The 26,370-nt window shown below is 45.0% G+C and carries 17 protein-coding genes; 3 read left to right on the top strand and 14 right to left on the bottom strand.

Annotation, left to right across the window (positions count from 1 at the left end; translation table 11 throughout):
• Positions 1 to 88: 88 nt before the first annotated feature.
• From K6V21_RS11185 to K6V21_RS11215, 7 genes are all read right to left on the bottom strand, one after another.
• A complete protein-coding gene (locus tag K6V21_RS11185) occupies positions 89 to 1,498 on the bottom strand; it encodes a glycoside hydrolase family 140 protein (protein WP_224321806.1) in 1,410 nt (469 codons plus the stop codon).
• Positions 1,499 to 1,868: 370 nt separating this feature from the next.
• Positions 1,869 to 3,446 (bottom strand): fibronectin type III domain-containing protein, encoded by a 1,578-nt coding sequence (locus K6V21_RS11190; RefSeq protein ID WP_224321807.1) that lies wholly within the window; start codon positions 3,444 to 3,446, stop codon positions 1,869 to 1,871.
• Positions 3,447 to 3,469: 23 nt separating this feature from the next.
• Positions 3,470 to 5,272 (bottom strand): RagB/SusD family nutrient uptake outer membrane protein, encoded by a 1,803-nt coding sequence (locus tag K6V21_RS11195; protein WP_224321808.1) that lies wholly within the window; start codon positions 5,270 to 5,272, stop codon positions 3,470 to 3,472.
• Between the two features lie 20 nt (positions 5,273 to 5,292).
• The gene (locus K6V21_RS11200; protein ID WP_224321809.1) at positions 5,293 to 8,511 is read right to left on the bottom strand and encodes a SusC/RagA family TonB-linked outer membrane protein; all 3,219 of its coding nucleotides are present in this window, start codon (positions 8,509 to 8,511) and stop codon (positions 5,293 to 5,295) included.
• A gap of 281 nt (positions 8,512 to 8,792) precedes the next feature.
• Positions 8,793 to 11,276: a glycosyl hydrolase family 95 catalytic domain-containing protein gene (locus K6V21_RS11205; RefSeq protein WP_224321810.1), complete on the bottom strand. Its 2,484-nt coding sequence runs from the start codon at positions 11,274 to 11,276 to the stop codon at positions 8,793 to 8,795.
• 314 nt (positions 11,277 to 11,590) lie between these two features.
• Positions 11,591 to 12,247 (bottom strand): HAD family hydrolase, encoded by a 657-nt coding sequence (locus K6V21_RS11210; RefSeq protein WP_217715118.1) that lies wholly within the window; start codon positions 12,245 to 12,247, stop codon positions 11,591 to 11,593.
• A gap of 334 nt (positions 12,248 to 12,581) precedes the next feature.
• Positions 12,582 to 12,800: a hypothetical protein gene (locus K6V21_RS11215; RefSeq protein WP_217715117.1), complete on the bottom strand. Its 219-nt coding sequence runs from the start codon at positions 12,798 to 12,800 to the stop codon at positions 12,582 to 12,584.
• A gap of 36 nt (positions 12,801 to 12,836) precedes the next feature.
• Here K6V21_RS11215 and K6V21_RS11220 point away from each other — a divergent pair, with 36 nt between their 5' ends.
• Positions 12,837 to 13,304 carry a hypothetical protein gene (locus tag K6V21_RS11220; protein WP_224321811.1) on the top strand — a complete coding sequence of 156 codons (468 nt, stop codon included), beginning with the start codon at positions 12,837 to 12,839 and terminating at the stop codon, positions 13,302 to 13,304.
• A 71-nt stretch (positions 13,305 to 13,375) separates the two neighbouring features.
• Here the strand turns inward: K6V21_RS11220 and K6V21_RS11225 are convergent, their stop codons facing one another.
• The 6 genes from K6V21_RS11225 to K6V21_RS11250 form a co-directional block, all read right to left on the bottom strand.
• Positions 13,376 to 13,696: a HigA family addiction module antitoxin gene (locus K6V21_RS11225; protein ID WP_044262297.1), complete on the bottom strand. Its 321-nt coding sequence runs from the start codon at positions 13,694 to 13,696 to the stop codon at positions 13,376 to 13,378.
• A 5-nt stretch (positions 13,697 to 13,701) separates the two neighbouring features.
• The gene (locus tag K6V21_RS11230; protein ID WP_224321812.1) at positions 13,702 to 14,022 is read right to left on the bottom strand and encodes a type II toxin-antitoxin system RelE/ParE family toxin; all 321 of its coding nucleotides are present in this window, start codon (positions 14,020 to 14,022) and stop codon (positions 13,702 to 13,704) included.
• Positions 14,023 to 14,531: 509 nt separating this feature from the next.
• Positions 14,532 to 16,214 carry a glycoside hydrolase 43 family protein gene (locus K6V21_RS11235; RefSeq protein ID WP_224321813.1) on the bottom strand — a complete coding sequence of 561 codons (1,683 nt, stop codon included), beginning with the start codon at positions 16,212 to 16,214 and terminating at the stop codon, positions 14,532 to 14,534.
• 16 nt (positions 16,215 to 16,230) lie between these two features.
• Positions 16,231 to 17,454 carry a DUF4861 domain-containing protein gene (locus tag K6V21_RS11240; protein ID WP_217714176.1) on the bottom strand — a complete coding sequence of 408 codons (1,224 nt, stop codon included), beginning with the start codon at positions 17,452 to 17,454 and terminating at the stop codon, positions 16,231 to 16,233.
• A gap of 93 nt (positions 17,455 to 17,547) precedes the next feature.
• Positions 17,548 to 21,417, bottom strand: coding sequence for a family 78 glycoside hydrolase catalytic domain (locus K6V21_RS11245; protein ID WP_224321814.1), 3,870 nt, complete (start codon positions 21,415 to 21,417; stop codon positions 17,548 to 17,550).
• Between the two features lie 21 nt (positions 21,418 to 21,438).
• Positions 21,439 to 23,043: a glycoside hydrolase family 28 protein gene (locus tag K6V21_RS11250; protein WP_224321815.1), complete on the bottom strand. Its 1,605-nt coding sequence runs from the start codon at positions 23,041 to 23,043 to the stop codon at positions 21,439 to 21,441.
• A 526-nt stretch (positions 23,044 to 23,569) separates the two neighbouring features.
• Here K6V21_RS11250 and K6V21_RS11255 point away from each other — a divergent pair.
• Together K6V21_RS11255 and K6V21_RS11260 are read left to right on the top strand one after the other, a co-directional pair.
• Entirely contained in the window at positions 23,570 to 24,427 is an 858-nt protein-coding gene (locus tag K6V21_RS11255) for an enoyl-ACP reductase (RefSeq protein ID WP_007212500.1), read from the top strand.
• A 99-nt stretch (positions 24,428 to 24,526) separates the two neighbouring features.
• Positions 24,527 to 25,231: an SAM-dependent methyltransferase gene (locus K6V21_RS11260; RefSeq protein WP_007212501.1), complete on the top strand. Its 705-nt coding sequence runs from the start codon at positions 24,527 to 24,529 to the stop codon at positions 25,229 to 25,231.
• Here K6V21_RS11260 and K6V21_RS11265 read toward each other — a convergent pair.
• The gene (locus K6V21_RS11265) at positions 25,197 to 26,315 is read right to left on the bottom strand and encodes a hypothetical protein (protein ID WP_044262289.1); all 1,119 of its coding nucleotides are present in this window, start codon (positions 26,313 to 26,315) and stop codon (positions 25,197 to 25,199) included. The genes K6V21_RS11260 and K6V21_RS11265 overlap by 35 nt on opposite strands.
• Between the last annotated feature and the right edge of the window lie 55 nt (positions 26,316 to 26,370).

The following is a 26,370-nucleotide window of genomic DNA, read 5'->3' on the forward strand; positions in this document are numbered from 1 at the left end:
ATGATAATTACTTGAATTCAAGAAATTATGGCTGGTTAGGGTTAAGAGGATGTCTCCAGGGACATCCTCTTGTTTTTATTAAAACTATCTATTGCAATGCTTCTATATACTTCCGGGTTCCGTCTGTTAGGATGAGTACCCAGTCATTGCCGTTTGAATGACCGCCTTCAGGCTGGAACGTTTCTACTTTTGAACTAAACTCACCGATATAAGATAGCTCTGCATTGCGTGGTGAATACCACCAAGCCTTTTTAGTCTTTCCATGAATCTTGCTGAGGTTTATTTGCATGGGGCGTCCGGTATAGTTGTACACTAACATATAGTCGTTGCCACGTGTTGCAATGAGACGTTCATACTTTGTGCCGTTATCGCCGGCTATGCAACTCTGGTCGGCTACTCTTTCAAAGAAGGGAAAAGCAAGTATCAGTTTTTTCAAATATTGCATCTGGTTGAATCCGGGATCTTTCAGGGCTTCATACCATAATTTGGTAGCACCGTAGGCTGGATTAACTCCCGGCTTTAGGAATTGCATGATGGAGCTATGACCGTACGTATGGCCGAATGAACCGGCAAAAACCGACCAGTAAGCATATCTGCGTACATCGCTGTCTTTCCAGAAACCTTCCTTAGGGTCGTGAAGTCCTTGGGGAATGGCCTCATAAGACGGCTCTCCATCAATAACCGGACGTAGTGGTTTTTGAGCAAGACTATGTTCCACATATCGCCAGTTGTCTTCTTCTGTGCCTTGTGGTAACAGTGTTTTTTTGTCATCTTTGCTTTGTCCGTAGCGGCGGTGTCCACTTTGGAACATATTGAAATCCAGCCAAGGGGCATCGTTGAACCATTCTGCCGAGAGTGTCCTTCCGAAAGGATGGAAAGTCATGAGATGGTTCTTATCAATGGATTTAATGGTGTTGGCAAGCATATTCCAGACTTCGGTTTTGATGTTTCCATAGATATCTCCGCCAATCATCCAGATGATGTTGGGGCGATCTTTGTAACGGTTGGCGAGAAAAGTACCATAAGCCTTGGCTTCTTCCACATTCATTTTTCCACTTTTTACCAGCCCGCCCCAGATGCAGACCATACCGATATAAATCCCTCTGCGGGCGGCGGCATCGATGATAAAGTCCATATGATCCCAATATCCATATATACCCGGTCGGTTGATATTGGAGAAATCAAATCCATTCGGCATAGATGATTGTCCATAAAAGTTCATGGCAGGTACCCCGTTGATGGTTTGTACCTGTACTACGTTGAAGCCTGCTTGTTTGCATTGTTCAAGATAGTATTCCGCTTCATCCCGGTTCAACCTTTCGGGAAGCAGCCAACCGGTATCTCCGAGCCAGAAGAAGGGAGAGCCATTCGTATGCTGAAGGTAGCGGGAGTTCTCTGAAACTTGCAGTGAACCATTCTCCCAAGAGAGAGATTGGCGTTGCGGTAATGCTTGGAGGCATACGCAGATAAATGATAAACAGAATAATACTTTCTTCATGATATAGCTTCTTTTGATTTTTGTAATGTTTTAAAAATGACTTGGTATAAATGGGCGTTTTATTTTTCCAGTTAGAGAAGTCTTTTTTCCCAGTTAGAGAAAAATAATTTAGTAATAGGGGAACAATAAATTGGGGGATAAACCGGCATTTGTGTACCAAGTTATTTTTTTAAGCCTTACATAAATGTTCCGTCAATAGTGGTTTGCACTTATGTATATGCAAAAATAGAAGTTTATAGCTATAATAAGGAAGAAAATATGGTTATTTTGGGGTAAATGATGATAATGCCCTCAGAAAGTCTTAATCTAACTTTCTGGGGGCATTTCAAACTGCTATATATTCCTTTTTAAGGATAGACTATCAGGTATATTAATACCAGCGCGGATCGCCGATTCCTTCGTAGAGAAGATTATCGTTAGTGATGTTGAAGTCACCTTTTGCAGCATCGGCATAACCCGGATCAAGGGTCTTGCCTGTGGTATCATAGAATTTACCTGTACCGCCTTCGTCTAAAGAAACGAGATTGGCAGTGTTGAAGTAGTTGTTATTAGAGAAAGTAGGCACTGCTGTTGCACTGTTGTCTGAGAAACCTCTACCACATTTAGGCATATTAGACACCATATTGTTGGTGAATGTAATGCTGTTATTCTTGAAGCGTACGTAGAATAATCGTCTGCTACTGCTATTACTTACTCCATCCAACGTACAGTGATCAATCTTAATCACGGGAGCTGAACCTGCGAAGCTGCCTGAAGCATCATCATAGCGGACAAAGTCACGGCCTGTACAACTGTTCCAGATAGTGCTGTTAGTGATATTGATAGTTTTGATGTAACCGGTACGACAGTCAAACATATCTCCTCCGTTGCATACGATGTCGTGAATCAAACAGTTGTTAATCGTTATTTCATCTATGGTAGCCGCCACGTTTACATAATAGAAGCCTTTTATGTAATTGGATATTTCGCAATCATCGACAATCAGTGAACCATAGGTGGTGGCGGTCTTGAATTCAAAAGCTTGGCTTCCATCAGTATTCGTACCGTCCATCACAACTTGTTTTATGCTGAGTGAAGCACCATCACTTAATGTGATGCATCCATTGATAACTGGACGATCGCTTGGGCGTACCGCTTTAATTTCAATATCGGCCGAGATGTCAATCTTGCCTATTACTTCTTTTCCGTCTTCTATTGTGACATTGGCGTAAGTGCCCGGATAGAATGCGAATGCGTCTCCGTCTTTGGCATTTTTCAATATCTGTGCGAAATCATCTCCCGGCTCAATGGCAATGGCACCGGCCAGGTCGATCAATGTAGTGAAGGTCACAGTTCCGCGTGTTTTCGTACCGTTCATTAACTTGGCGGTGTAAGTTGTTTCAGGAGTCAAACCTTCAATGGTTGCGGCACCTGCTGCAATTTCGGCGGAAGTAACGGTGTGGCTGATATTACCCGGAGTCAGCACGATGCTTGTTGCCGTTTCACCAGCTGTCCAGCGCAGGGTAACAGAGGATATTGTCAGATCTTCTTCGGAAACACTGCTGAATATCTGTTCGGTACCGGTCTTGAAATAGACACCGTTCCATTTGGACTCAGTGATGTTTTCTCCGATGGCCTGTATGCGGGCAGAGTATTTCGTTTCGCCTTCCAGTCCGGTAATGGTGTAAGGTATATCCGTATTGCTAATGCCACTCAATGTGCGGACGGGAGTACCGGCAAATGTCAGACTGTCATTGGCAAAAACTTCGATGTTATAGCTTGTCGCTCCGTTTACGGCACTCCATGACAAACGTACGTTCACTTGATTGATGACTCTTGCTTCCAATGAAATGGGAGAGAAGAGGCGGTCGTAATCGATGCTTGTGAGCTCTGTGCTTTGATCCTCGCAGGCAGATATCAGGGCGGTTATGGCCAATCCTAATATATAGATATATTTCTTCATTTTCATATTCTTTCTATGTGAAACACTAATTAGTTATTGGTTAACATTCCATTGCTACTGTCAATGAAGGTCTGCCAGATAGGCCAGAATTGATTTTCATTAGGATTCTTCTGATAGAGCGCTTCAATCAGTGCATCAGTGAGCTTTTCTGTTGAAATCCAGGTTGTATTGCTTTCGTAACCTAAAGCAGCACCAGCTTCATCCGTATCTCCGTGGTTCAAACCGTAGATTTTCAAAGTTTCTCCATCTTCGGCAGTCTCGTAATAAAGCTTTTCGGGAAGGTCGGAGTAAGCACCTTCTCGGCGTGCCAGTTGAGACATTTTTGTTTTAGCTTCATCCAACTTGGTTTTCAGTAAGTTCCAGCGAATCAGATCGGCTTTTCTTAAAGACTCTCCGGCGAATTCTAATGCGCGCTGCTCAACGATGGCGTCAAAGAAGGCTGTCTTGCTGGCGGTTGCTTTAGCCATATAGTCACTTGCTTTTCCTGCCGGCAGTGCGCGGTCCAGAATAGGCTTCAGATATTGAGCCGCTTCAGATGGGGTACTTAATTCATTGACAGCTTCAGCGGCCATTAAATATACATCGGCCAGACGCAGATATTGCCAGTTTATGCCATCGTCATTTGTAGAAGTTACGACACGGTTCATCCATTCGTAACGGAGCTTACCGAAGCACCAGCTTTTCAAACTGCGAAGTTGCTGAACTCCATTTGCGTATAAAGGAGTCTCTGTAGAGCCGATGTTGATACCGTCTCCTTTCCATTCGTAAGGCACACAGGTAATGTCGCGTCTTACATCCTCTACGTCATAATCATAGTACAGATAAGGGAGCGGACCGTTTACACCGCCCTGGCTTTGTTGGGTGTATTGGTCAAAAGTCTGATGCTTTACACCGAAAGTATAGAGCACGCGGCCACGTCCGTCCGAGAACGGAATTTCCCAGATGGATTCTCCACCTGCTGCGGTGTTGTCCTGACATAATTTGGTGAAGTTTTCTTTGAATGACCCTAAAGTGCATCCGCTTTGGTTAATGATATCCAAGCATTCGTTCTTTACGATTTCGTACATGTTGGCAACGCTCAAGCGTGGATCGTTACTTCTGCGAATTCCGTCTGCCCGTTGGCTATAACCTGCTGCATAGAGTGCTATGCGTGCGCGCAGTCCTTTGACAAAAGCTTTGTTGACGCGTTCCGTGGTTTTGGTAATGGAAGAAGCATTGGGCCATGCTACCATATCTTCTGCTTGTTCCAAATCACTCAACAGGCGTATATAGATGCTGTCTCTGTCTGTTCTCGGCAAATAAACCGTTTCAGAACTATTGGGCTCAAAACGGGCGGGAACGTCACCCCATCCTTTGATCAGATCTAGGTAGATGACAGCTCTGAGCGTCATGGCTTCTCCCAGTAAGTGAAGAAAATCAGGATCGCTGAGGTCTGCATAATTGCTTAGTCCGCGGATGCACAGATTAGCACGTTCAATGCCTTCATAGAACTTGGCCCAGGCATTGCTGGAATTGTTCATCTGAGTATTTGATGGACGCGCGGCATAGGTGGAGAGTTCGTATTTCCCGTCATCTGCAATCTTGGTCGGATCTATATTGTTGATCCATTCGATATCTGTATTTATTCCGTAATAGGGGAGATAACGTCCGCGGTAGGAATTTGTCTCACCAAATGACTGGTGTATACCCATTACGGCAGCTTCCGCCAGAGAATAAACCTGGAACAGGTTGGGCTCCTCCATGGCTGATTGGGATGGAGCATCTAAGTCACATGAGGTCATGCCGCATAAAAGTGACAATGACACAAGAGTGGAATATATTAATCTTTTCATTTTTGTACTATTAGCTTATGTTAGAAATTCAGGTTAACACCTACAACAAACTGACGGCTCTTTGGGTACGCTGAATAGTCAACGCCCGGAGTCAGGTTCGTTTTGCGGATGGTTGAAACTTCAGGATCATACCCGGAATAGCTGGTGAGGCAGAATACATTGTATGCAGTCACATAGAAACGCAGATTCTGAATCTTAACCTTGTTTAGCATCGCTTTGGGCAATGTATAACCTAAGGTCAATGTACCCAAGCGCAGGAATGAAGCATCTTCTACTGCCCAATCACTGAATACCATACGGGCGTTATAAGGTGACCACAGAGTGGTGTTGGCATTCATTGCAGCCAATTGGGCGGGGTCGTTGCAGATAGTTCCGTCGGCATTCAGGTTTGTCCAGCGTTTGCCATCGGCCATGTCCGAAATCATGTTGCGGTATTGGTATTTACCGGTTTGGGTAAACTCAATCTTATTGGCGTTGTAGACGTCGTTTCCATAGCTCCAGTTAAAGTTGGCACTTAGGTCAAATCCATACGCGCGGGCATTGATGGTGAAACCTCCTGTATGCACCGGGTTGGCGTCGCCTATGATTTCACGGTCGTCAGAAGTTACGGCATTGTCTTCACCGGGATTTAGATTCTTCAACTTCATGCTACCCGGGCGCACAGTTCCTACCACGGCAGAACAGTCAGTCACACCTTCTTTCAGTATCCATTTTTTTGAGGTGGCGTCATAGCCTTCGAAATCGCTAACCTCATAGCGACCGTCGGAACGGTATCCATACATTTTACCGACAGAACCGCCTTTGGCTATCCAGAAGTCATAACCGATTTCAGAAGAAGCCCAGTATGTCTCTGCGCCAAAGTCGTCCATGATACCCAGGTCTTTGATTTCATTCTTGTTGAAACCGATATTGGCACTGAAACTTAAACCAAAATTCTTTTTATCAATAGCTGTCCAATTGATGGTTGCTTCCAGACCTTTGTTTTGGGTCTTACCCATATTGCGGTACTGATAGTCGTAACCTGTACCGGCAACAGGAAATTGAATCAACAGATCCTTTGTTGTATTCAAATAAGCTTCGATGCTACCGTTCAGCTTGCCACCTAGTACAGTAAAGTCTAAACCGATATTACGGGTAACGGTTGTTTCCCACTTCAGGTCAGGATTAGGCATTGTTTTAGAAGCAGACCAATAGTTGCTGAAACCGTTAATCCATGATGTTGCAGAAGAAGAGTAGTTTAGGTTCATTTGTCCCGAAGGAATGTTGTTATTACCAGCAGTACCGTAACTGAAACGGAGTTTCAAGTCATCTAACCAAGATTTTGTGCTTTCCATAAAGGGTTCCGATGAAATACGCCAAGCAGCAGCGGCAGAAGGGAAGTAACCCCATTGGTTGCCGGAGGCAAATTTGGAAGAACCGTCGGCACGGAATGTTGCGCTCAACAGGTACTTGCTTTGATAGTCATAGTTAATACGTCCGAAGTAGGACAATAACTTGTCGTCCGGATTGAGATAATTGTCAATAGAGTAGGGAACACCTTGAGTTGAAAATTTCCAGGCATCCTGAGCGGTGAAGCTGCTTGGGAATCCATGTACGATGTTTGTTAATACTTTGGACTTGGTGATAACCCATTCATGACCGATCATTGCATTCAGGTGATGGCTGTCTCCTTCAAAAAGCTTGGAGAAGTCGTAACTGATGGTATTGGTATTACGGAATTTGTGGCGGCTGGTATTGGCAAGCTGAATGGCCGGTTTGCCCTGGTTTTCAGAGGAGGGTACATTCTTAATATAATAGGTGGTTAGACCCCAGTAGCGCTGGTCGCTGTTGCGGTAGTCATCATAACCTACTTCGGTTTTAACTTTAAAATTCTTGAATATTTCCCAGCCGAAACTACCGGCAATGTTCAATGTCTTGCGTTCTTGTTGGCGGTCATTGTCCGAGATGGCTGTCAGCGGGTGGTATAAGTTACCCAAGTCATCATCTGCGCTACCTGCCGACGCATCGAGGTTTGACAGAGGTATCGGAGTGTAGATGACAGAATATTTCAGACGCTTGTCAGAGTCATAAGTACTGCTTACATCGTTAGCGCCACCACCATTGATGTCTGTTTCTGAATAGCGGGCTTGGAAATCAAGGGTGACATTCTTTACAGGTTTGGTATTCAACTTTAAGCTGAAGTTGTCACGCTTGTAACTTGATCCTTCCATGATGGCTTTATCATTCATGTGGCTATAACTGAAGGCATATCTGATTTTGTCACTACCACCGTTAATATTTAAATTGTGGTTGAAAGTATGTCCGGTACGTCCGAATGTCAGATCTTGCCAGTCATTGGAAGGAATGTTATTGTACTGGTCCATATCTGCGTAAGTTCCGAAATACTTTTCATAAGAACTCATGTCATCAGATTTGATAAGTGCGGCCAATTCATATTGCCATTTCGCATAATCGGCCGGAGAAAGAACGTCCAGTGTCTTGGCTATTTTCTTCCAGCTATAATATGCATTGTAGCTGACATTGACTTTACCTTCTTTTCCACTTTTAGTAGTCACCAGGATTACACCATTCGCACCGCGTGAACCGTAAATAGCTGTAGAAGAGGCGTCTTTCAGTACGGTCATGTCTTCGATGTCAGAAGCGGGAATATCACTGATGGACTCTACCGGGAAGCCGTCTACGATGAACAACGGAGTGTTGTCGCCTGTAATGGAACCGCCGCCACGTACGCGAATCTTCATTTCGGCGTCGGGAGAACCTTCGGTGGTGGTGATCTGTACACCGGCCATTTTACCAGTCAGTGCTTCTGTGGCTGAAGCCACCGGAACGGCTGCCAATACATCCGAACTGACTGTCGCTACAGAGCCCGTCAGGTCTTTACGTTTTACGGAACCATAGCCGATAACCACAACCTCTTCCAAAGCCTGCGCATCGTCCTCCATCACAACATTAACTTTAGTTTGACCTTTCAGGGGGATTTCCTGAGGTCTCATTCCCACATAAGAGAATACCAATGTGGAATTGGCGGGAACACTAAGGGAGAAATTACCGTCAATATCGGTAATAGTACCGTTGCTGGTGTTCCCTTTCTGTACTACGGAAGCACCGATAACGGTTTCTCCCGTCTTGTCTGTCACAGTACCTGTTACGGTTACATTTTGCGCTGATACGCTAAGCGATATCACGGCTACTAAACAGAATAGTAGCGCGGCGCGCATGTTTTTCATTTTGTTAGACATTCTTTGCATGTTATTAATTAAGTATGATTTTTTTCCTTTGTGTGTTCGGGCACACTGTTAATTCGTTGCTGCAAATGTATAGGGATGTGAAAATATATATGTGTAATATCTGTTTTTAGGGTGGTATTTTTTGTTATTTACTGTCTATTATGCTTTTGTGGATAACCTAAATGATGTTATATAACAGAAAAGAGGGGAATTTATTGCTCCCCTCTTGACGTTTTAACATAGTGACGACTGACTTCAGCCGGTATCCCTATAGTTTTGGTTACTATTTATTCTTATTGATTTCTTGCGGTCAGAATGTATTCGTTTCCTGCATTTGTTTCGATATCATACACATAAGTCTGTGCATATTCCGGTATGCAAACCGGAGCATTGGCGGCAATCAGTGGTTTGCGGATGCTCTGTGATTGCAATAGCGGGTTGTCAGACACCTCTTGGATACTTGGAGTCAATTTTTCCCCATTCAGATACAAAGGAGTCTGGGTCCGTATGCGGAGTGTACCGCCAATATTGGAAGTGATAACGGCTGTTTGTAATTCTCCGTTTTCCCACTTCATCTCTTTCACTGTAAATCCGCCACGGCAACGGATACCTTTCAATGTTCCCTGTTTCCATACGTCGGGCAATGCCGGAAGAAGATGGATAGCTCCGTCATGGCTCTGAACGAACATTTCGGCAATACCGGCAGAACAGCCAAAGTTACCGTCAATCTGGAAAGGCGGGTGTGCATCGAACAGGTTCGGATAAGTACCACCGTTTTGTCCCTTTTCATCGGTAGTGGGGTGCAACTGTTCGGTTATCAGTTTATAAGCATGGTTACCATCGAGCAGACGTGCCCACAGGCACACTTTCCAACCCATTGACCAACCGGTAGAGTGATCGCCACGGCCTATTAAAGACTTCTTGGCAGCTTCAAACAGGATGGGAGAGTTGTAGGCGCTGATTTGGCGTCCCGGATACAAGCCCCAGAGATGAGAAACATGGCGATGGCGGTCTTTGGGATTATCCCAGTCGTGCATCCACTCCTGTAACTGTCCCCAACGGCCTACCTGCATAGGGGCTAAATTGTTAACTACAGTCTGTAAACTGTCGGTGAAAGCGGTGTTTTCGTCCATTAAACCGGCAGCGGCAATCGTATTGTAGAATAAATCGTAAACCATCTGATTGTCCATCGTGGTTCCGGCAACTACAACAAATGTACGTTTGCCATTTACTACAGGACTGTTTTCAGGAGAATAGGAGGGGGCCACTACCAGCCAGTTATTCTCGGGTTCACGTACCAGAAAATCGAGGTAGAACTCGCAGGCACCACGCATCAGGGGGTATACTTCGGCTAGATAGTTTTTGTCGCCGGAGAAGAGGTAACGATCCCACAGATGCTGGCAGAACCAAGCGTTGCAAGTGGCCCATACGCCGTAGCTTGGTCCGTCTACGGCACCGGTGCTGCGCCAGATATCCGTATTGTGATGCAATGTCCAGCCGCGACAACCGTACATGGCGGCACTTTCGCGTCCTTGTATGGCTGCTTCTTTTACTAATTGCAGGAAAGGTTCGTGCATTTCGGGCAGGGAGGTACTTTCGGCAGGCCAGTAGTTCATTTCTACATTGATATCAGTAGTATATTTGCCATCCCAAGGAGCACGTAGCTGGTAGTTCCAGATACCTTGCAGATTGGCGGCTTGCCCGCCGGGCTGTGAACTGCATATCAGCAGGTAGCGTCCGAATTGGAAGTATAAAGCAGCCATTTGCGGATCGAAGCTTGTACTGAACTCTTTGACGCGTACATCTGTCGGCTTGTCGGCTTGAGCATTGCGCCCCAGGTTCAGAGATACCCGGTTGAAGTACTTCTGATATGCATTGATATGGGTGGCTTTACTCTTCGCATAGTTCTTGTTGACCTGTTTCAGATATTTCTGTGCAGTGCTGAGTGCATTGCCCGATACATCCTTATAGTTTACGAAGTTGGTGCCGATGGATACGTATAATGTAACGCTATTGGCATTTTTGACTTGCAGGGTGCTGTCTGATGTTGCTTCCAGACTGCCGCCACTGTTCTCTATGCGGGTGAGGGCGGTGAATTCCACTTTGCCTTCGATACCTTCGTGGTCGTTAGCTTTTCCGTTCAACTGTAATTCTTTGCGGGAGGAGATGCTGCGTACCACATTACTTTTATAAGGCGTGGTATATTTTGCAGTGAATGAGATGCTCTTCTTCTGTGAAGCTGTCAGGCGGATTACCAGGACCTGATCGGGGAAAGAAGTATAGGTTTCACGGGTATAGGTTACTCCATTGGCGGTGAAGCGGGTGGTAGCTATTGCCTTTGCAATGTCCAGGTCACGATAATAATCGTTGTAATTGTTGATTCCATCAAAGTCAAGATGCAGGGAACCTACAGTCTGATAAGGCATCCCGTTGGCGGATGGCGAACAGATGGTGGGGCCGCAAAGCTCTTGTGCCTCTTTATTCTTGCCCTCAAAGATGAGTTGGCGGATCCGTGGCAAAGCATCTTTGGCTTTGGGATTGGTGTTGTTGTAAGGAGAACCTCCCCATACGGTTTCTTCATTCAATTGGAATTGTTCGTGTACAGGGTCGCCAAAGACCATGGCGCCTATACGTCCGTTGCCCAGTGGCAGAGCTTCTACCCATTGTGTGGCGGGTTCGTCGTACCATAATTTGAGAGTTTCATTTTCCTGCTGTGCCTGCAAGCTACTGCTTATGCAGATTGCGGCAAAGCATGTCGATAACCATTTCTTCATCATTGTTTTTCATTTTTTGTATTTCAGTTGCAAGGTTAGGCAGTTTTCGACACTTTCAGGGGTAATATCTATTTAAAAAGGAGTAAAAATGATGCATACAGCGGGATTATTAATGCAATCTTTTGCCAGTTAATTGGCACGACATTGCCAACACGGTGGCACAACATTGCCAATTAACTGGCACAACATTGCCAATTAACTGGCACAACATTGCCAATTAACTGGCACAACATTGCCAATTAACTGGCACAACATTGCCAATTAACTGGCACAACATTGCCAACACGGTGGCAAGATTCAGGCAGTAGAGGCTGAATTTAGTATTTCAAGACGCTCTCGATAATCTCCTCAGCCTTATCCACAATGTAGTCAGGATGGAAGGTTTCCAGTTCAGCGCGTGGGCGGAATCCCCAGGTCACTCCGCAGGAGGTTATATCTGCATGGATAGCTGTCTGCATGTCTACACCGGAGTCTCCTACATAGAGAACATCTTCTTTGGCTGTCTTTGCTATTTTCAGGATATCGTATACGACGGTGGGATCGGGTTTTACATTTACCCCTTCACGTTGGCCGAAGACGGCGATGAAACGAATTGTAGGAAAATAGTGGGCAATTAGTTTCTCTGTGGCTGCTTGATATTTGTTGGAAGCGACTGCGAGTTGCAGTCCCTTGGCCTGTAGCTCGGTTAGAAGTTCCGTGATGCCGGGGTAGGGGCGGCTTTTGTCTGCATTATGCTGGTCATAATAGGGTACAAATTCTTTTCGTATGCGCAGGACATTTTCTTCCGTCTTTTCTCCTTCGGGCAGAGCACGCTCAAAAAGTTTGTTGATGCCGTTTCCAACCATGAAGTTGTACTCTTGTTCTTCATGTGTGGGATATCCTAAGGCGGCTAATGCGTGATTGGTACTTTGTGCCAGATCGGCAATGGTGTTCAGGAGGGTACCGTCTAAATCAAAAATTACGAGTTTCTTCATTTTTCTTACTTTCTTTTCTTTATGAACGCAAATATACGGCATTTCGTTCAAATTATCTGTAATGAGTTGATTCGTTTCTGATGGGTTTTGAATAGAATGGGTACGCGGACGACGCGGATAAGGCGGACAAACGCGGATTTAAAAAGCTGCGCTATACTATTATAAATGATAAATTAAAGTCCGCGTTTGTCCGCCTTATCCGCGTCGTCCGCGTATCTATTGTTTCATTTCTTTTCAATTATGAATGAATTTCAACTTCTGATTGGCATTATTAATAAAGTTAATCGGATAATAAACGTATTTTCCTCCCCGTTTTACATGGCTACTTCATTTTTTATTGTACCTTTGTGATGTCGAATATTTTTTTATCACGCAGCAGGGAAACCTGCCAAGAAACCGTGGCGGGCATTTTTATGTCCGTCGCCTCACTCCTATATGGCGGTCCCTGCACCCCCATCGGGAGTGTTAATGCACTTCCAACAGCTGCGTGGTAGATGTTCGACAATGGGAAAGGTGGGGATTGCCTTTTTTTCTTTTTCTTCTCCTCTCCCATAAATCGAATTATTCACCTTTTAAAACTTAACGATTTATGGAAAACAACACTCAGCCGGTAACCGCTCAGGAATTACCCAACGCAGCAATGCACCCACGCACGGGCTTCCCGTCAGAAGAAGCCATGAAAGCGTACTATCTACAACTGATTGACATTATGAACATAACGTATGCCGAAGAGCCTTCGGAATATATAAGCTTGCAATGCCTGAAACGCAAATTAAGACAATTCATCCATGTTCTACGATTGATAGGCACACACGAATGGGGAAACGGCATTGCAGAAATACAAGATGCCAGCGGAATCTATATGCTGCAAAGCACACTCCCGCATAAAACGCTTCTGCAAGCCAACCGGGAAATCGGTCTGCATCTGCAATTCATTACGCAGCTGGCAAGCAATGTAGGTTTTCTGAAACAATTGGAAGGTATCTTACATTACCATTTTCAAAACGTAGAAAGCTTACTGAATAAATTGAAAGAAGAATCGACAGATACCTTGTAAAATAATAAAAGAGCGAGGGGGGAAAATTATATGGCTTTACACCTCGCTCTTCTACCCGTAAGCACTCTATCTTAAAAGACAGCAGCTATTTTCTTTATATTATTTAATCTCTCAAGCAAAGAACTATTTCTACGTGCTACTTGCATATTATAATCCGTTTGCATTCTTACAAGCAAATCTGCATTGATGCCTAAAGCTGCCTCCAGAAGTAAAGCGAATTCTGTAGTTATCGGACGCTTTGCATTAAGCACCTCATTTAAGGCTGAATAAGACAAACTAAACTTTCTTGCAAAGTCCTTCTGTTTTATACCTCTACATTCTAATTCTTCCTTAACCAATTCACCCGGATGATAAGGACGGAATGACTGTAAATTGTTAGCTGTTATACTCATAGTTCTTACTTATAATGATTTGTAATATCTACCAAAGAACAAATTTCCACGAGAGTTTGGTTACTAACATTTGTAACTTCCCGAAATTCAAGTCTATATTGATCATTAATACGTAAAGAAGAAAGTCCTTTCTTATCGCCTTTCAACTTTTCATAATTTAGAGATCTATATTGATACAGGTCTTCTATTCTATAGGCATTTAACAAAGCTTTGACACACCTTAAATAGCCATTAATTATTTGAGGCTGGAAACAATGTTTTTTATCATTAGTCTTTCCTTTTTCATAAAGTTCCGCCAAATACTCTTTCTCAAATTCTACATTCATACGTATGTTCTTTGTTGACACAAAGGTAATATATAATAAATAAATTCGCAATTTTAGCGAATTATTTTTCATTAGGAACAGTTTTATATAGGCAAAAAATACTAGTAATGCAAATCTGTAGCTGAGATTTATTATCATTCTGTTATGGGCAAACCAATAATCCTGTATGATAGGCGCCCCATATACAGATGATCAATATTTACAAAACAAGATATTTGTGAGATCAGTCGTATGCTTAGGGTATCTCAGTATGATACTTAGGGTACCTCAGTATCATACTGAGATACCCTAAGTCGTATACTGAGATACCATTATTATAATATATCTGATAATCAGCTGCTTACAAAAAGAGTTTTCGTTGTTGATAAATTCAAACAAATGAACTGTTTAAAATGATGAATTATTTCCTTTCGATGCCTTATTGCCGTACCAAAAAAGCCTCCGGATGTCATACACTTATACATCCGGAGGCTCTGTATTATCGCGTAACTTGCACGCTTAGAAAAATCTTATTTCTTCGTAATGCGGAACCAGTCTACATCTGCCCAACCACCGTCATTGGTAGTAATTGCAGGGCGGGTACAGAAAGTACCTACCTTGACACCGATCCATTTTCCTTCTTTTGCCTGGAATGACTTGCCAAGAGGCTGGTATTTCTTTCCATCAAGACTATAGCTGAAGTCACACATAACCAGCAGATCATGTCCGCCTTCACTCTTTGAAATCTTCTTGTTGGCATCGCTGCTGAATTTTACTTTCAGATAGATGGTGTTGTCTGTCAGGTCTACCGTACCGTTTACTTGTTCCGGTGTGCCTTTGTCTGCCTTCAGACAGGATACTTGCGAGAGAACCAGCCCTTTGTCCGTATTCTCCAGGATCAGTCCGGCATAGTCCATACCCATCACTACCAATCCGGTACGTTCGCCTTTGTATTTATCTACCGGCTTGAAAGTCAGTTTCATGGTAGCAGTGAAGTTGGGTGCCGGAGCCTTCTGCAACAGCAGATTGGCAACATCGAACAGATTCTTGTATTCTTTCACTACCGGGTAAGAATACAGGCGTACAATGCTTTGGTCTCCTGCGTAGTATGCCCACTTCTCGTTGATATTGGCATGCCACTGCCATTGCGGAGACAAAGTATAACCGTCGAACTCGTCACTTTCCTGCGGAGTGCAGATGGGATATGTCTTACCTACGTTTGGCTTTTTGTAAGTCATTACAGGTTCACCACAACCGTCACCGTCTTTGTCGATACCGATTACGGGCCAGTCATTCACCCATTTCATGGGTTGCAGATGTACCAGTCGGCCATAAGCGCCTACATCCTGGAAGTGGAAGAACCAGTCTTCTCCGGTCGGGGTATCTACCCATGCACCTTGGTGAGGGCCATTCACGGGGCTATTACCTTGTGCAAGCACGGTTTTCCATTCGTACGGTCCGTATACATTCTTCGAACGGAGCACTACCTGCCAACCTGTAGGTACACCACCTGCCGGATGGAAGATGTAGTAATATCCGTTACGTTTGTAGAATTTTGGTCCTTCACAGGTCTGGTGCACCTCATGTCCGTCAAATACGATACGTGACGGAGTGATGGCCTTGGTGGCCTCAGCGTTCAGTTCGCAAATGGTGATTACGCTCTTCAGTTCGGCGCGGCTACCTGCGTAGGCATGTACCATATACACTTTGCCGTCCTCGTCCCAAAGCGGACAAGTGTCGATGATGCCTTTACCCGGTTTCACCAATACAGGCTCAGTCCACGGTCCTTTCGGGTCTTTGGCTTTTACCATGAAAGCGCCTTGGTCGGGATCTCCCCAGAAGATGTAAAACTCACCGTTGTGATGGCGGATGGCAGGTGCCCATACGCGGTTACCATGTTCAGGACGTTCGGGAGTTTCTATTGGGGGCAGAGCGTAAGGTACGGCAGCGCCAATGATAGTCCAGTTCACCAAATCTTTGGAGTGGAGTATCTGCAATCCGGGCAAACAGTTGAAACTGGAAGATGTCATGTAGTAATCGTCTCCTACACGGCAGGCATCCGGGTCGGAATAGTCTGCATAGAGTACCGGGTTCTTGTACTTACCGTTTCCCTGGTCGGCTACCCATACCTCGGAAACATAATTTTTCTGCTGTGCTGCCAGCGGAAGGGCGAGCAACAGGCATAGACTCATCAAGGTCTTTCTTGCTTTCATGATACGTTTTTAGTTATTAGTGATTAGTTATTTTCACCACTGCCGGATGTTCCAGTTCTTCTTTCCATTCGCGGATATAGGCGAACCATGCTTCGGGAGTTTTATAACCGAAGGTTTCTTTCATGGAAGTGAATGTGATATTGTGGGTGAAATATTTGCTGCCTTTGGCACCGATGGTGTACAGGTAATTAGCCTTGTCTTTCACTTCGGCCTTTACGTACTTTTGCGGAATGTATGTGCCCAGTCCTACGGTTTCTTTAGCGTACTTCACGGTGTCGTTTACGGGCCAGTCTGTTCCCCAGCAACCTATCAGGCCTTTATGGTCGGAGTAAGATACAGAGCCTTTGATGTCTATTACACCGGTACAGAAGATTTCGTCTTTCAATGGTTCTTCAAAGAAGGTTTCCACAAACACATCGCGGTGTCCGCCGTAGAGGGTGTAGCGGTTCGTCATGCGTAGTTCCGAACCTTGATATTGCCAGTCTGTCACTTCTATTTCGGCAATGGTGCGTACCGGACCGTAGGCAATGATGCGCTCGGTAAGCGTGGATACAGGTTCGATATGAGTGGATTTCTTGCCGTCCCAGCCTTTCAGCGCGCCTAAACCGCAGCTGCCGCCTACCAACAGGACATCGTCACCGAAGCCACGTGCCAGTTGCTCGTCGGTGGGATAGAATTGTGATTCTTTGATTTCAAAGCCTTTATTGAATTTGCCGTAGATGTCGACTGTTTGCTTCTTGTCAAAGTACAGGCGATAAGCCACCAGTTCAGATTCGAAAGCCGGACCGTGGTGATGCATCTGATTGTAGATGTTACTGGTTCCCGGAATGGTTACCGAATGTACGGGGACATGCTTGCCTCGCTTGTCGCTTACCAGCATCTCGGCATATACACGGGCAGGATAAGTTTTGTCGCTTTTGGCGGAAGACAGAGTGACGGTCACTGTTTTCTTGCTCTTGGCAGGCAGGTCGATGACAAATGCAAGTTCATCCGGACGGAGGTCGCCATTCAGGTCATCCAGTTGCGAAGGTATTTCTTCGCTTCCGTTCATGACTACTGCCGAACGTACCCGGAACTGTGGATTGATTTCACTGAGTTTGATTACTACCGGTTCGTCCGCTTTTGCCTTGTTCCAGGTGTTACTTACTTCCACCTTGAAACTCTTTTGGGTTTCTTGTGCTTCTGCTGTGACAGAAAGACCGCACAATAATAGCAATACTGTAAAGATATTCTTCTTCATGGTTTTAAATATATAACTAATTTGCTACAAAAGTAGTGCAAACCTACCGTAATTCCTTTTCCATTTTGATATAAATACTGTCGCCTTTGTGAGTTATTCCTTCCAACCGGCTTCCTCAAAAGAGGTGACTTCCACCTGTTGGGGATCGAGGCAGGCATACTTGATGCGCTGTCTCCTCCATGTATAAACAATGTGTATTTTTCCGTCTTTACCCTGAATGACTGAGGGGTATGAATATTGATTGATCGGCGAATCCTCCAATACCACAGCCGCTTTCCAATGCATACCGTCGTCACTGATTGCTACGTTGATGGGGGTACGTTCTTTCCGTTTTCCTTTGATGTAGCGATAGTGGTTGTATACCAGCAAGTGCCGTCCGTCTTTCAGTGTAATTCCATCAATGCCGGAATTGTTGTTAGGCAAGTCAATGAACGTTACCGGACTCCAGGTTTCTCCGTTGTCTTCACTCCAGGTGGTAGCAACAGAGCCGTTGTTCTGAGTACGGCATAAGGCTTGCAACTTTCCGTCTTTATGTGTCAGGATGGTGGGCTGTATCACTTGTATGGTTTTATGCTTCTGATTACTGAACTTCACCTGATCTGTTTCCACAATCTCGGAAGCAGTTATAGGACCAATTTTTCGCCAGGTCTTTCCTTCATCATCGCTGATTTCGAAATGAATCCGCCAACCGTTCTCATCTTCCGTGCTGCTGGGGCAGATCATCCGCTTGCCGATCCATACGGGCTTGTTTTTGATGGGACCAAGGAAGCCTTCGGGAAGTGCCCGGGATTTGCTCCATGTTTTTCCACCGTCTTTCGAAGTAACGACATGACCACTCCATCCGGCTACGTTCACACCTATCTTATAATAAAGCTGTAGTTCTCCTTTCGGTGTTTCGGTCAGTACGGGATTCCAGCAGGCGTATTTGGTTCCGTCCAATACACCGTCCGCTACCATTTGTGGTTCCGTCCAGCCTGTTTTTGTCTTGCGGCTAACCCAAATGCAACAATCGGGATTCTTCTCTTTGGTTCCCCCGAACCAGGCTGCCACTATTCCGCGACGTCCTTCTACGATAGTAGCCGCATGGCTCTCCGGGAAGGGAGGTTTCCGACAGATAAAGTCATCTTCCAGCAGGCCTTTTCTTCCTTTTCCGTATGATATGTTCTTTTTGATCTGGAAGTTATAGTTCCCCGAACCTATCTTACAAACTGTGTATCCGTCTTTCTGGCGGAGTATTTGTAAACCTTCGGATTGCTTCAATGGCTTTCCGTTTTCGGTGAGGGCGGAGGTATCTGCATTGGGCAGCCATATAGTAGCCGTACTATTGGCAGGTACACTGATCTCCCAGGAATACCCGGTAGCTGTTTGTGACCAGTCACTCGTTACTTTGCCATAAGGTGTAATGTGAGAAGCACGAATAAATCCTACTTCTTCCAGTTCGAAAGCAGGTTTCATCCGGATTTCCTTGAAACCGGGAGCGGCATTCCGGATACCTGCCAGATGTTGATAGCAATAGGGGAGGAAATCGCCCAGTAACATGACGTGGTTGCCGCTGTTCATGGCCGGATCAGCTGTGTTCCCGTTCCATAACTCCCAGATGGTGGTAGCTCCGTTGGCCGCCATGTATCCCCATCCGGGATATTTGGTATGGGTAGCCAGAACGTATGCTACATCTGTGCGTCCCATTCTTACAAGCTCGCGCATCAGCCATTGTACGCCAATAACTCCGCATTGAATGGTGGCATTGTAATAGTCTATCGTTTTATGAATGATTTGTCGGGCGACGGTTTCTTTTTCCGTATCCGGTACCATGTCGAATGCCAGTGGGAGAAGGTTGGCTGTTACGGTATTATTGCTGTAATATTGTTTTTCCTGATTCCAGAAGGTCTTGTTGAAACCTTCTTTTACGTGTTCTGCCAGTTTCCGATATTCCTGAATATCCTCAGCCAACTGCTGGTGGTGCAGCTGTCCGGCAATATCCGGAGTGTGGGGCATATCTAACTGAAGCTGTGCAAACTTTATCATATATTGCAGCAGCTTGTAGTAATAGGCGGTTGCTATCAGTTTACCATCGGTAATGCGGGCCGGGTCTTTCGAATGTATTAATTCGGGAGATTCGGGCGGAAGACACCAATCGCCGTAACGGTCGCGGGTGATGATATGCGATTGGTTCATGAACTCTGTGCGGATGTGCTCCATCCATTGCTTCATGGCTGGATAATGCTTGCAGATGGCTTCCGGGTTTCCATATTGTTCATACAGCATATTACTGATGAAAATGAAGGTTGACGGCCAGGTCACGTTGTCTGTATAGTAGTAATAATAGGCCGGCACTACATCGGGTATGCATCCGTCTTCCCGTTGCGCATCGCGGATATCGTCCATCCACTTGGCATAAAGCGGACCGTTTTCCATCAAGAAACTTTCACCCAGTGCACCGTTGGTATGGTCGCCCAGCCAAGGCTGGCGTTCATCACGCTGGGGGCAATCGAGCGGTATTCCCTTATAATTACCACGGATTCCCCAGAAGGCATTCTTCACTAATTGGTTCAGGATAGGGTTGTCACATTCGAATGTTCCGGTGAGAGGCATGTCGTCGTTTACAACTTCGCCTGTAAAGTTGGCAAGGGTAGGAGTACCCGGAAATTCGCTGACTTCTACATAGCGGAAGCCATGATATACAAAGCGGGGAGCCCACTCTTCAATGCCTTCTCCTTTCAGGATATAAAGGTCGGTTACTTTTGCGGACCGTAAGTTGGCGGTGTATAGTTCTCCATCCGGTTGTAGGGTTTCTGCAAAGCGCAGGCGCACTGAGTCGCCCGCATTTCCTTTTACCCGGATGCGCAGCCAGCCTACCATGTTCTGCCCCATGTCGAGGATATATCCATTGGCCGATTTACGGATGGTGCGGGGATTAACCTTCTCCACTACCTTGATACCCGGTATGGTTTGTCCGCGCAGATATCCCGAAGGTATGGAAACGCGTTCCGCCTGCAACCAGGTACTGTCGTCATAGCCGGTTTCCGACCAACTTCCTAATTCTTTTCGGGCATCGTATTCCTCACCGTCAAACTCATTGTTACTGCGGATGGGACCGTCGGCTGTCAGTTTCCAGTTCGTGTCTGTGGCAATCGTTTCCCGGCTGCCGTCCGTATATTCTACGATCAGGTTCATCCGGACTTTTGGATAGCCGAAGTTATGGATTTTATAAGTGCGATAGTTCTGGCGCATGAAGTGGTATCGTCCGTTTCCGAGCGTAATACCTATGGCATTATCCGCCTGTGAGCGAAGCAGACTTGTTACATCATAGCTGTTGTAAAGTACGGTTTTCCGGTAGTCGGTAGGAGCGGGAGCCAGTACAAGGTCACCGACCCGTTTGCCGTTGATGAGGCATTCGTAAACTCCCAGTCCGCTGATGTGCAGGGTTGCCTCTTTTATTGCTTTGCTGAGGTTGAATTCTTTGCGTACATACCGGGCGGACAGGCGTGAAAACATGGTTTCACTATCCCAGGGCATAGGTCTGTCCGTACCAATCCAACGTCCTTTCCAACGAGTTTCTCCCATCAGTCCCATTCCCCAGAAAGCAGGCTCGCTCCAGGCGCTCTCACCTGTACCGGTTGTTACCTGTACTTTCCAATAATAACGCTTGTTGGGTTGTAAAGAGGGACCTTGGTAGCTTATCCAAATGGACGCATCAGAGCGTACCTCGCCTGAATCCCACACGTCTGCCCGATTCTTGCTTAGAAGTTCCGGGGAGGACGCAACGAGCAGGCGGTAAGTTGTCTGCATCACATTGCGTTGCCCGCTTTGGAGCCGCCAGCTGAAACGCGGTTGAGGGGTATCCAGACCTAAAGGATTAGTCAGTTGTTCCGTGCGAAGGTCTGTTATGGAAAGAGTATCGCTCTGTGCTGTTTGGATAAACAGACAACACAGAGCGATCAGTATGATTACTTTTTTCTTCATACACCAGCGGTATTATATACCTTATAAATCGATGTTCAAAGCTTTGGTTGCCGAATTATTATAAGTCTTCCCGTTTACTTTCAGGTCTTTGGCCTGCTTCACCTGCAATGCTGTGCCTTTGGTATCTATCTTCACGTTCTCTATAGAAACATTCTCAGCCTGGCTGATAACAATACCTTGCTTGGCGTCCGTAACAACTACATCCTTTACGTGTACATTACGGATAGGCATTTCAGGCAGTCCATTGAAGAACATAGCACGTCCTACACTTCTGCAAGTAACATTTGTGATATGGATATCACGGAAAGCGGGAGTTTTTTCCGTTACAGGAGGAACGGATGATTTCATTCTGCCTTCCAGGTCATCTTCCGTTTCTTCACCGGCACCTTTACCGCCATAGAACAAGTCGAACAACAAGGCTTCGTGCGGGATATCAATCATATTGATGTTATGAATATAGATACCTTCTACTACACCGCCACGTCCGCGGGTACTCTTGAAGCGTAAACCTACATCCGTACCCAGGAAAGTACAGTCGGTTACATAGACGTTCTTTACGCCACCCGACATTTCGCTACCTACTACGAAACCACCGTGACCGTGCAATACGGTGTTATTTTTTACAATCACATTCTGACATGGTTCGCCGCGTCTGCGACCGTCTTCATCTTTTCCCGATTTGATACAGATAGCATCGTCACCGGCATCAAAGATATTGTTGACAATCAACGCGTTCTTGCAAGATTCCAAGTCCAGTGCATCACCATTCTGGGAGTACCAGGGGTTAAAAACCTTCACATTGTGAATTGTGATATGCTCGCATGACAACGGGTGCAGACACCAGCTGGGAGAGTTCTTGAAAGTTACACCTTCCAATAATACTTTTTTACTCTTAACGATATTCAGCAATACGGGACGCAGCCACGGGCGGATTTCATTCCATTCCTCATCCGTATTAATGCCTTCCGGGTTATTGAAATCTTTAGTAGCCATAGCGCCTTTCAGTGCACCGGCAGTGGGATACCAGATGCTACCGGATGCATCGACTACACCTCCTGAACTTACCAGGCTACTCCATTGGCCCGCAGTCAGTTTGCCTTTTTTTACCGGACGCCAGCTATCACCTGAGCCATCGAATACACCATGTCCCGTAATCGCTATATTCTCAGCATTCCATGCTGAAATAGGAGATTGGCAACGGCGGGTATCCAAACCCTCAAAAGATGTTTTAATAATAGGATAAGCCTCGAAATCATCTGTGAACAACACCAGGGCGTTCATTTCAGTATATAGATTGACGTTGCTCAGTAACTCGATAGGGCCGGTCAGCCACAAGCCTTCGGGAATAACAACTTTACCGCCACCTTTGGCATTTACTGCCTTTATAGCGTCGTTGATAGCTTTGGTATTCAGTACGATGCCATCTCCTTTAGCGCCAAAATCTACAATATTGACTGTATAATCCGGAAAAGCGGGTTGTTCCACTTTCGGCATATTGAAGGGTAAATTCTCATAGATACTTTCATCTATATAATTTCCGTTTTGGGCATTTACCGTACTTTGTGCAGGTAACAACGGAAGGGCCAGTGCAACAAGCACCCATAGTTTTTTGATAAATGTGTTCATCCGTGATACTATATTTAGTTATAAGTTATTAGTTATCAGTTATTCGTTGTTAACTAACAGGCTTCTTCAACTTCTCATTTTCTTTCCTTTTTTATTATCCTCCCGCAAGCGGCTCTCCCGAGTGGCCTGCGAAAGAAATAATAAATGATTCATGTTAACCTAATTCTAACCTTAAATAAATATTATGAAAAAACCTCTTAATTACCGGTTGCAAATGTATCGGGCTTTAGCTAAAACCATGTGCACAATTTGTTGGTTTAGGTGGATTTTTTGTGGTTTTGTCCTTTTCTTTGCACACTTTCGGGCTTTTTATGCAGAAAGTTCATATCTTTAAATAAGATAGGCGGCATTTCAGCATAGCAAAAATGAGCAAGCTTATTTTGCTATGCGTTCAATTTGCACTATCTTTGCAGCCTCAAAATAGTAAACGTGGTGATAAGATGCAAGTTGATGAGGAGGCGAACAATAAGAGCAATTTCCTTGTTGATTTGTTTATTAGATACCCGTCAACTTTAATATTATAGGTATGAGTTACAATTTGTTGAAAGGAAAAAGAGGCATTATTTTCGGTGCTCTGAATGAGCAGTCCATTGCCTGGAAAGTAGCTGAAAAAGCAGTAGAAGAAGGTGCAACGATCACCTTATCAAACACTCCGGTAGCAGTTCGTATGGGCGAAGTTTCCGCACTGGCAGATAAATTGAAATGTGAAGTTATCCCCGCTGACGCAACCAGCGTAGAAGATTTGGAAAATGTATTCAAACGCTCCATGGAAGTTTTGGGCGGACCGATTGATTTTGTGCTTCACTCCATTGGTATGTCTCCGAATGTTCGCAAGAAACGTACATATGATGATTTGGATTATGATATGCTGGGTAAGACGCTTGATATTTCCGCAGTGTCTTTCCATAAGATGATACAGGCTGCCAAAAAGCTGAATGCAATTGCCGATTACGGTTCAATCCTTGCATTGAGTTATGTGGCTGCGCAACGTACATTCTATGGATACAATGATATGGCAGATGCAAAAGCTTTGCTGGAATCCATTGCACGCAGTTTCGGTTATATCTATGGCCGCGAACATAATGTACGTGTCAATACCATTTCACAGTCTCCGACTATGACTACTGCCGGTTCCGGTGTGAAGGGTATGGATAAGCTGTTCGACTTTGCCAACCGCATGTCTCCGCTGGGCAATGCTTCAGCCGACGAATGTGCTGATTATTGCATCGTAATGTTCTCCGACCTGACCCGTAAGGTAACCATGCAGAACTTATTCCATGACGGTGGTTTCTCCAGCGTGGGTATGAGCTTGCGTGCCATGGCTACTTATGAAAAAGGACTGGATGAATATATGGATGAGAATGGAAACATTATATATGGTTAAATGAAGAATTAGGAATGAAGAATGAAGAATCAGGCTGCGCTGTTGCGTTGCATGGAAATTCTTCATTCCTAATTCTTCATCTTTAATTATCGCAAAACATTGGAAACAGCTCTTTATCTTTTGCCCGTCACTTTGGGTGATACACCGATTGAAACGGTGTTGCCTTCTTATAATAAGGAGATCATACTTGGGATTAGTCACTTCATAGTAGAGGATGTGCGTTCTGCACGCCGCTTTCTGAAGAAGGTGGACCGGGAAATAGATATTGATACACTGACTTTTTACCCGCTGAACAAGCATACATCACCTGAAGATATTTCAGGATATCTGAAACCGTTGATGGCGGGATTGTCTATGGGAGTGATTTCCGAAGCCGGCTGTCCGGCAGTCGCTGACCCGGGAGCGGATGTAGTGGCGATTGCTCAACGGAAGAATCTGAAAGTAGTGCCCTTGGTGGGACCTTCTTCAATCATTCTTTCTGTCATGGGGTCAGGCTTCAACGGGCAAAGTTTTGCTTTCCACGGTTACCTTCCTATTGAGCCGGGCGAGCGTGCCAAAAAAATAAGGACTCTGGAGCAGCGGGTTTATGCCGAACACCAGACTCAACTATTCATTGAAACACCTTACCGCAATAATAAAATGGTGGAAGACATCTTGCAAAATTGTCGTCCGCAAACCAAACTCTGTATTGCTGCGAACATTACGTGTGAGGGAGAATATATCAAAACCAAGACAGTGAAGGAGTGGCAGGGAAAAGTGCCCGATCTTTCTAAAATTCCTTGTATTTTTCTCTTGTACAAATAACATCCTTCAGGTGCTCATATTCGTTTTCAAAGCAGCAGCTGAAGAAGTTCTTGCCTAAATTATGCTCTATTTGTTGGAAAGTCCAAAGCTTTCCGTCTTTTACCTGCTTGTCCCGTAGAAGATTGTCGTCTTCTACCTCAAGAATGAAAAGATAGATCAGCCGGTTCGTCACTTTATTCTCAAAGTGATACATGATATTGAATTGTAAATCTTGTATCGGTGCTTGTGGAAAAGCTTGTCTCACAAGCCGGACGATGCCTTGTTCCAGGGTTTCTCCATATAAGAGATAACATTCCATGGGTATATCAGTCTTCCCTCGGTCGAGAATACAACGTTGGGGGCGTGGACGAAGATACAACATACCGTTATGAGATACAGCGATACGGACTACCGGATTGATATATTCATTTTTCTTGTTGATAGCATCCACTGCCAGGCTTCTGCCAATCACATCCCCTTTGGTATTAACAATGGGCACGAAAGCTGTGTGCTCCATCACTTGATTGAAATAGAGGATTCCGAACTGATTGAATAATATACTCAGAATAAATACAGCTGGCGGACAATACCGGAATAAAACATCCCTGGAAGTTTCACTTAAGGGACCAGGTAACAGAATTGTGATGAAGACTCCCAGGAAATGAAGAAAAGCGATGATGACAACTACCCGTGTTGTTACAATGGCAGACTCTGCCCCTTGCGCAAAAAGTTGTTTGCAACATTTCTGTGACTGGGAAATCTGGTGAGCGAGAAATCTTTTCCTGTTCAGGAAGATAATAACTACGGGTATGAGAGTACTGATCTCCAATGTCAGTGGAAACATTTCACGGGAACTGCAATCACCGAAGATTAAAGTGGTCAGACTCAAAAGCAAGAGCATTCCGGTAGTGCAATAAAGTAGGAAATTGGGGATTCTTGCTCCTTTTCCCCATAAGGTATATAAACTATAAAGAGCCCCTACACCTGCACCAATGTAGATGGAAATGTCTTGGGTTATAAATTCGCACAATATAATAGATACGATAACCGGGATAAATCCCAAAGACATATTAAACTTAGATGATAGAACTCCTTTTTTTGACATTGCAAACTTTATTTTGTCGTTATCTCATAGATAACAAATAAGTAGAGCAATTGGT

The sequence above is a fragment of the Bacteroides cellulosilyticus genome (assembly GCF_020091405.1).
Classification (GTDB): Bacteria; Bacteroidota; Bacteroidia; order Bacteroidales; family Bacteroidaceae; genus Bacteroides.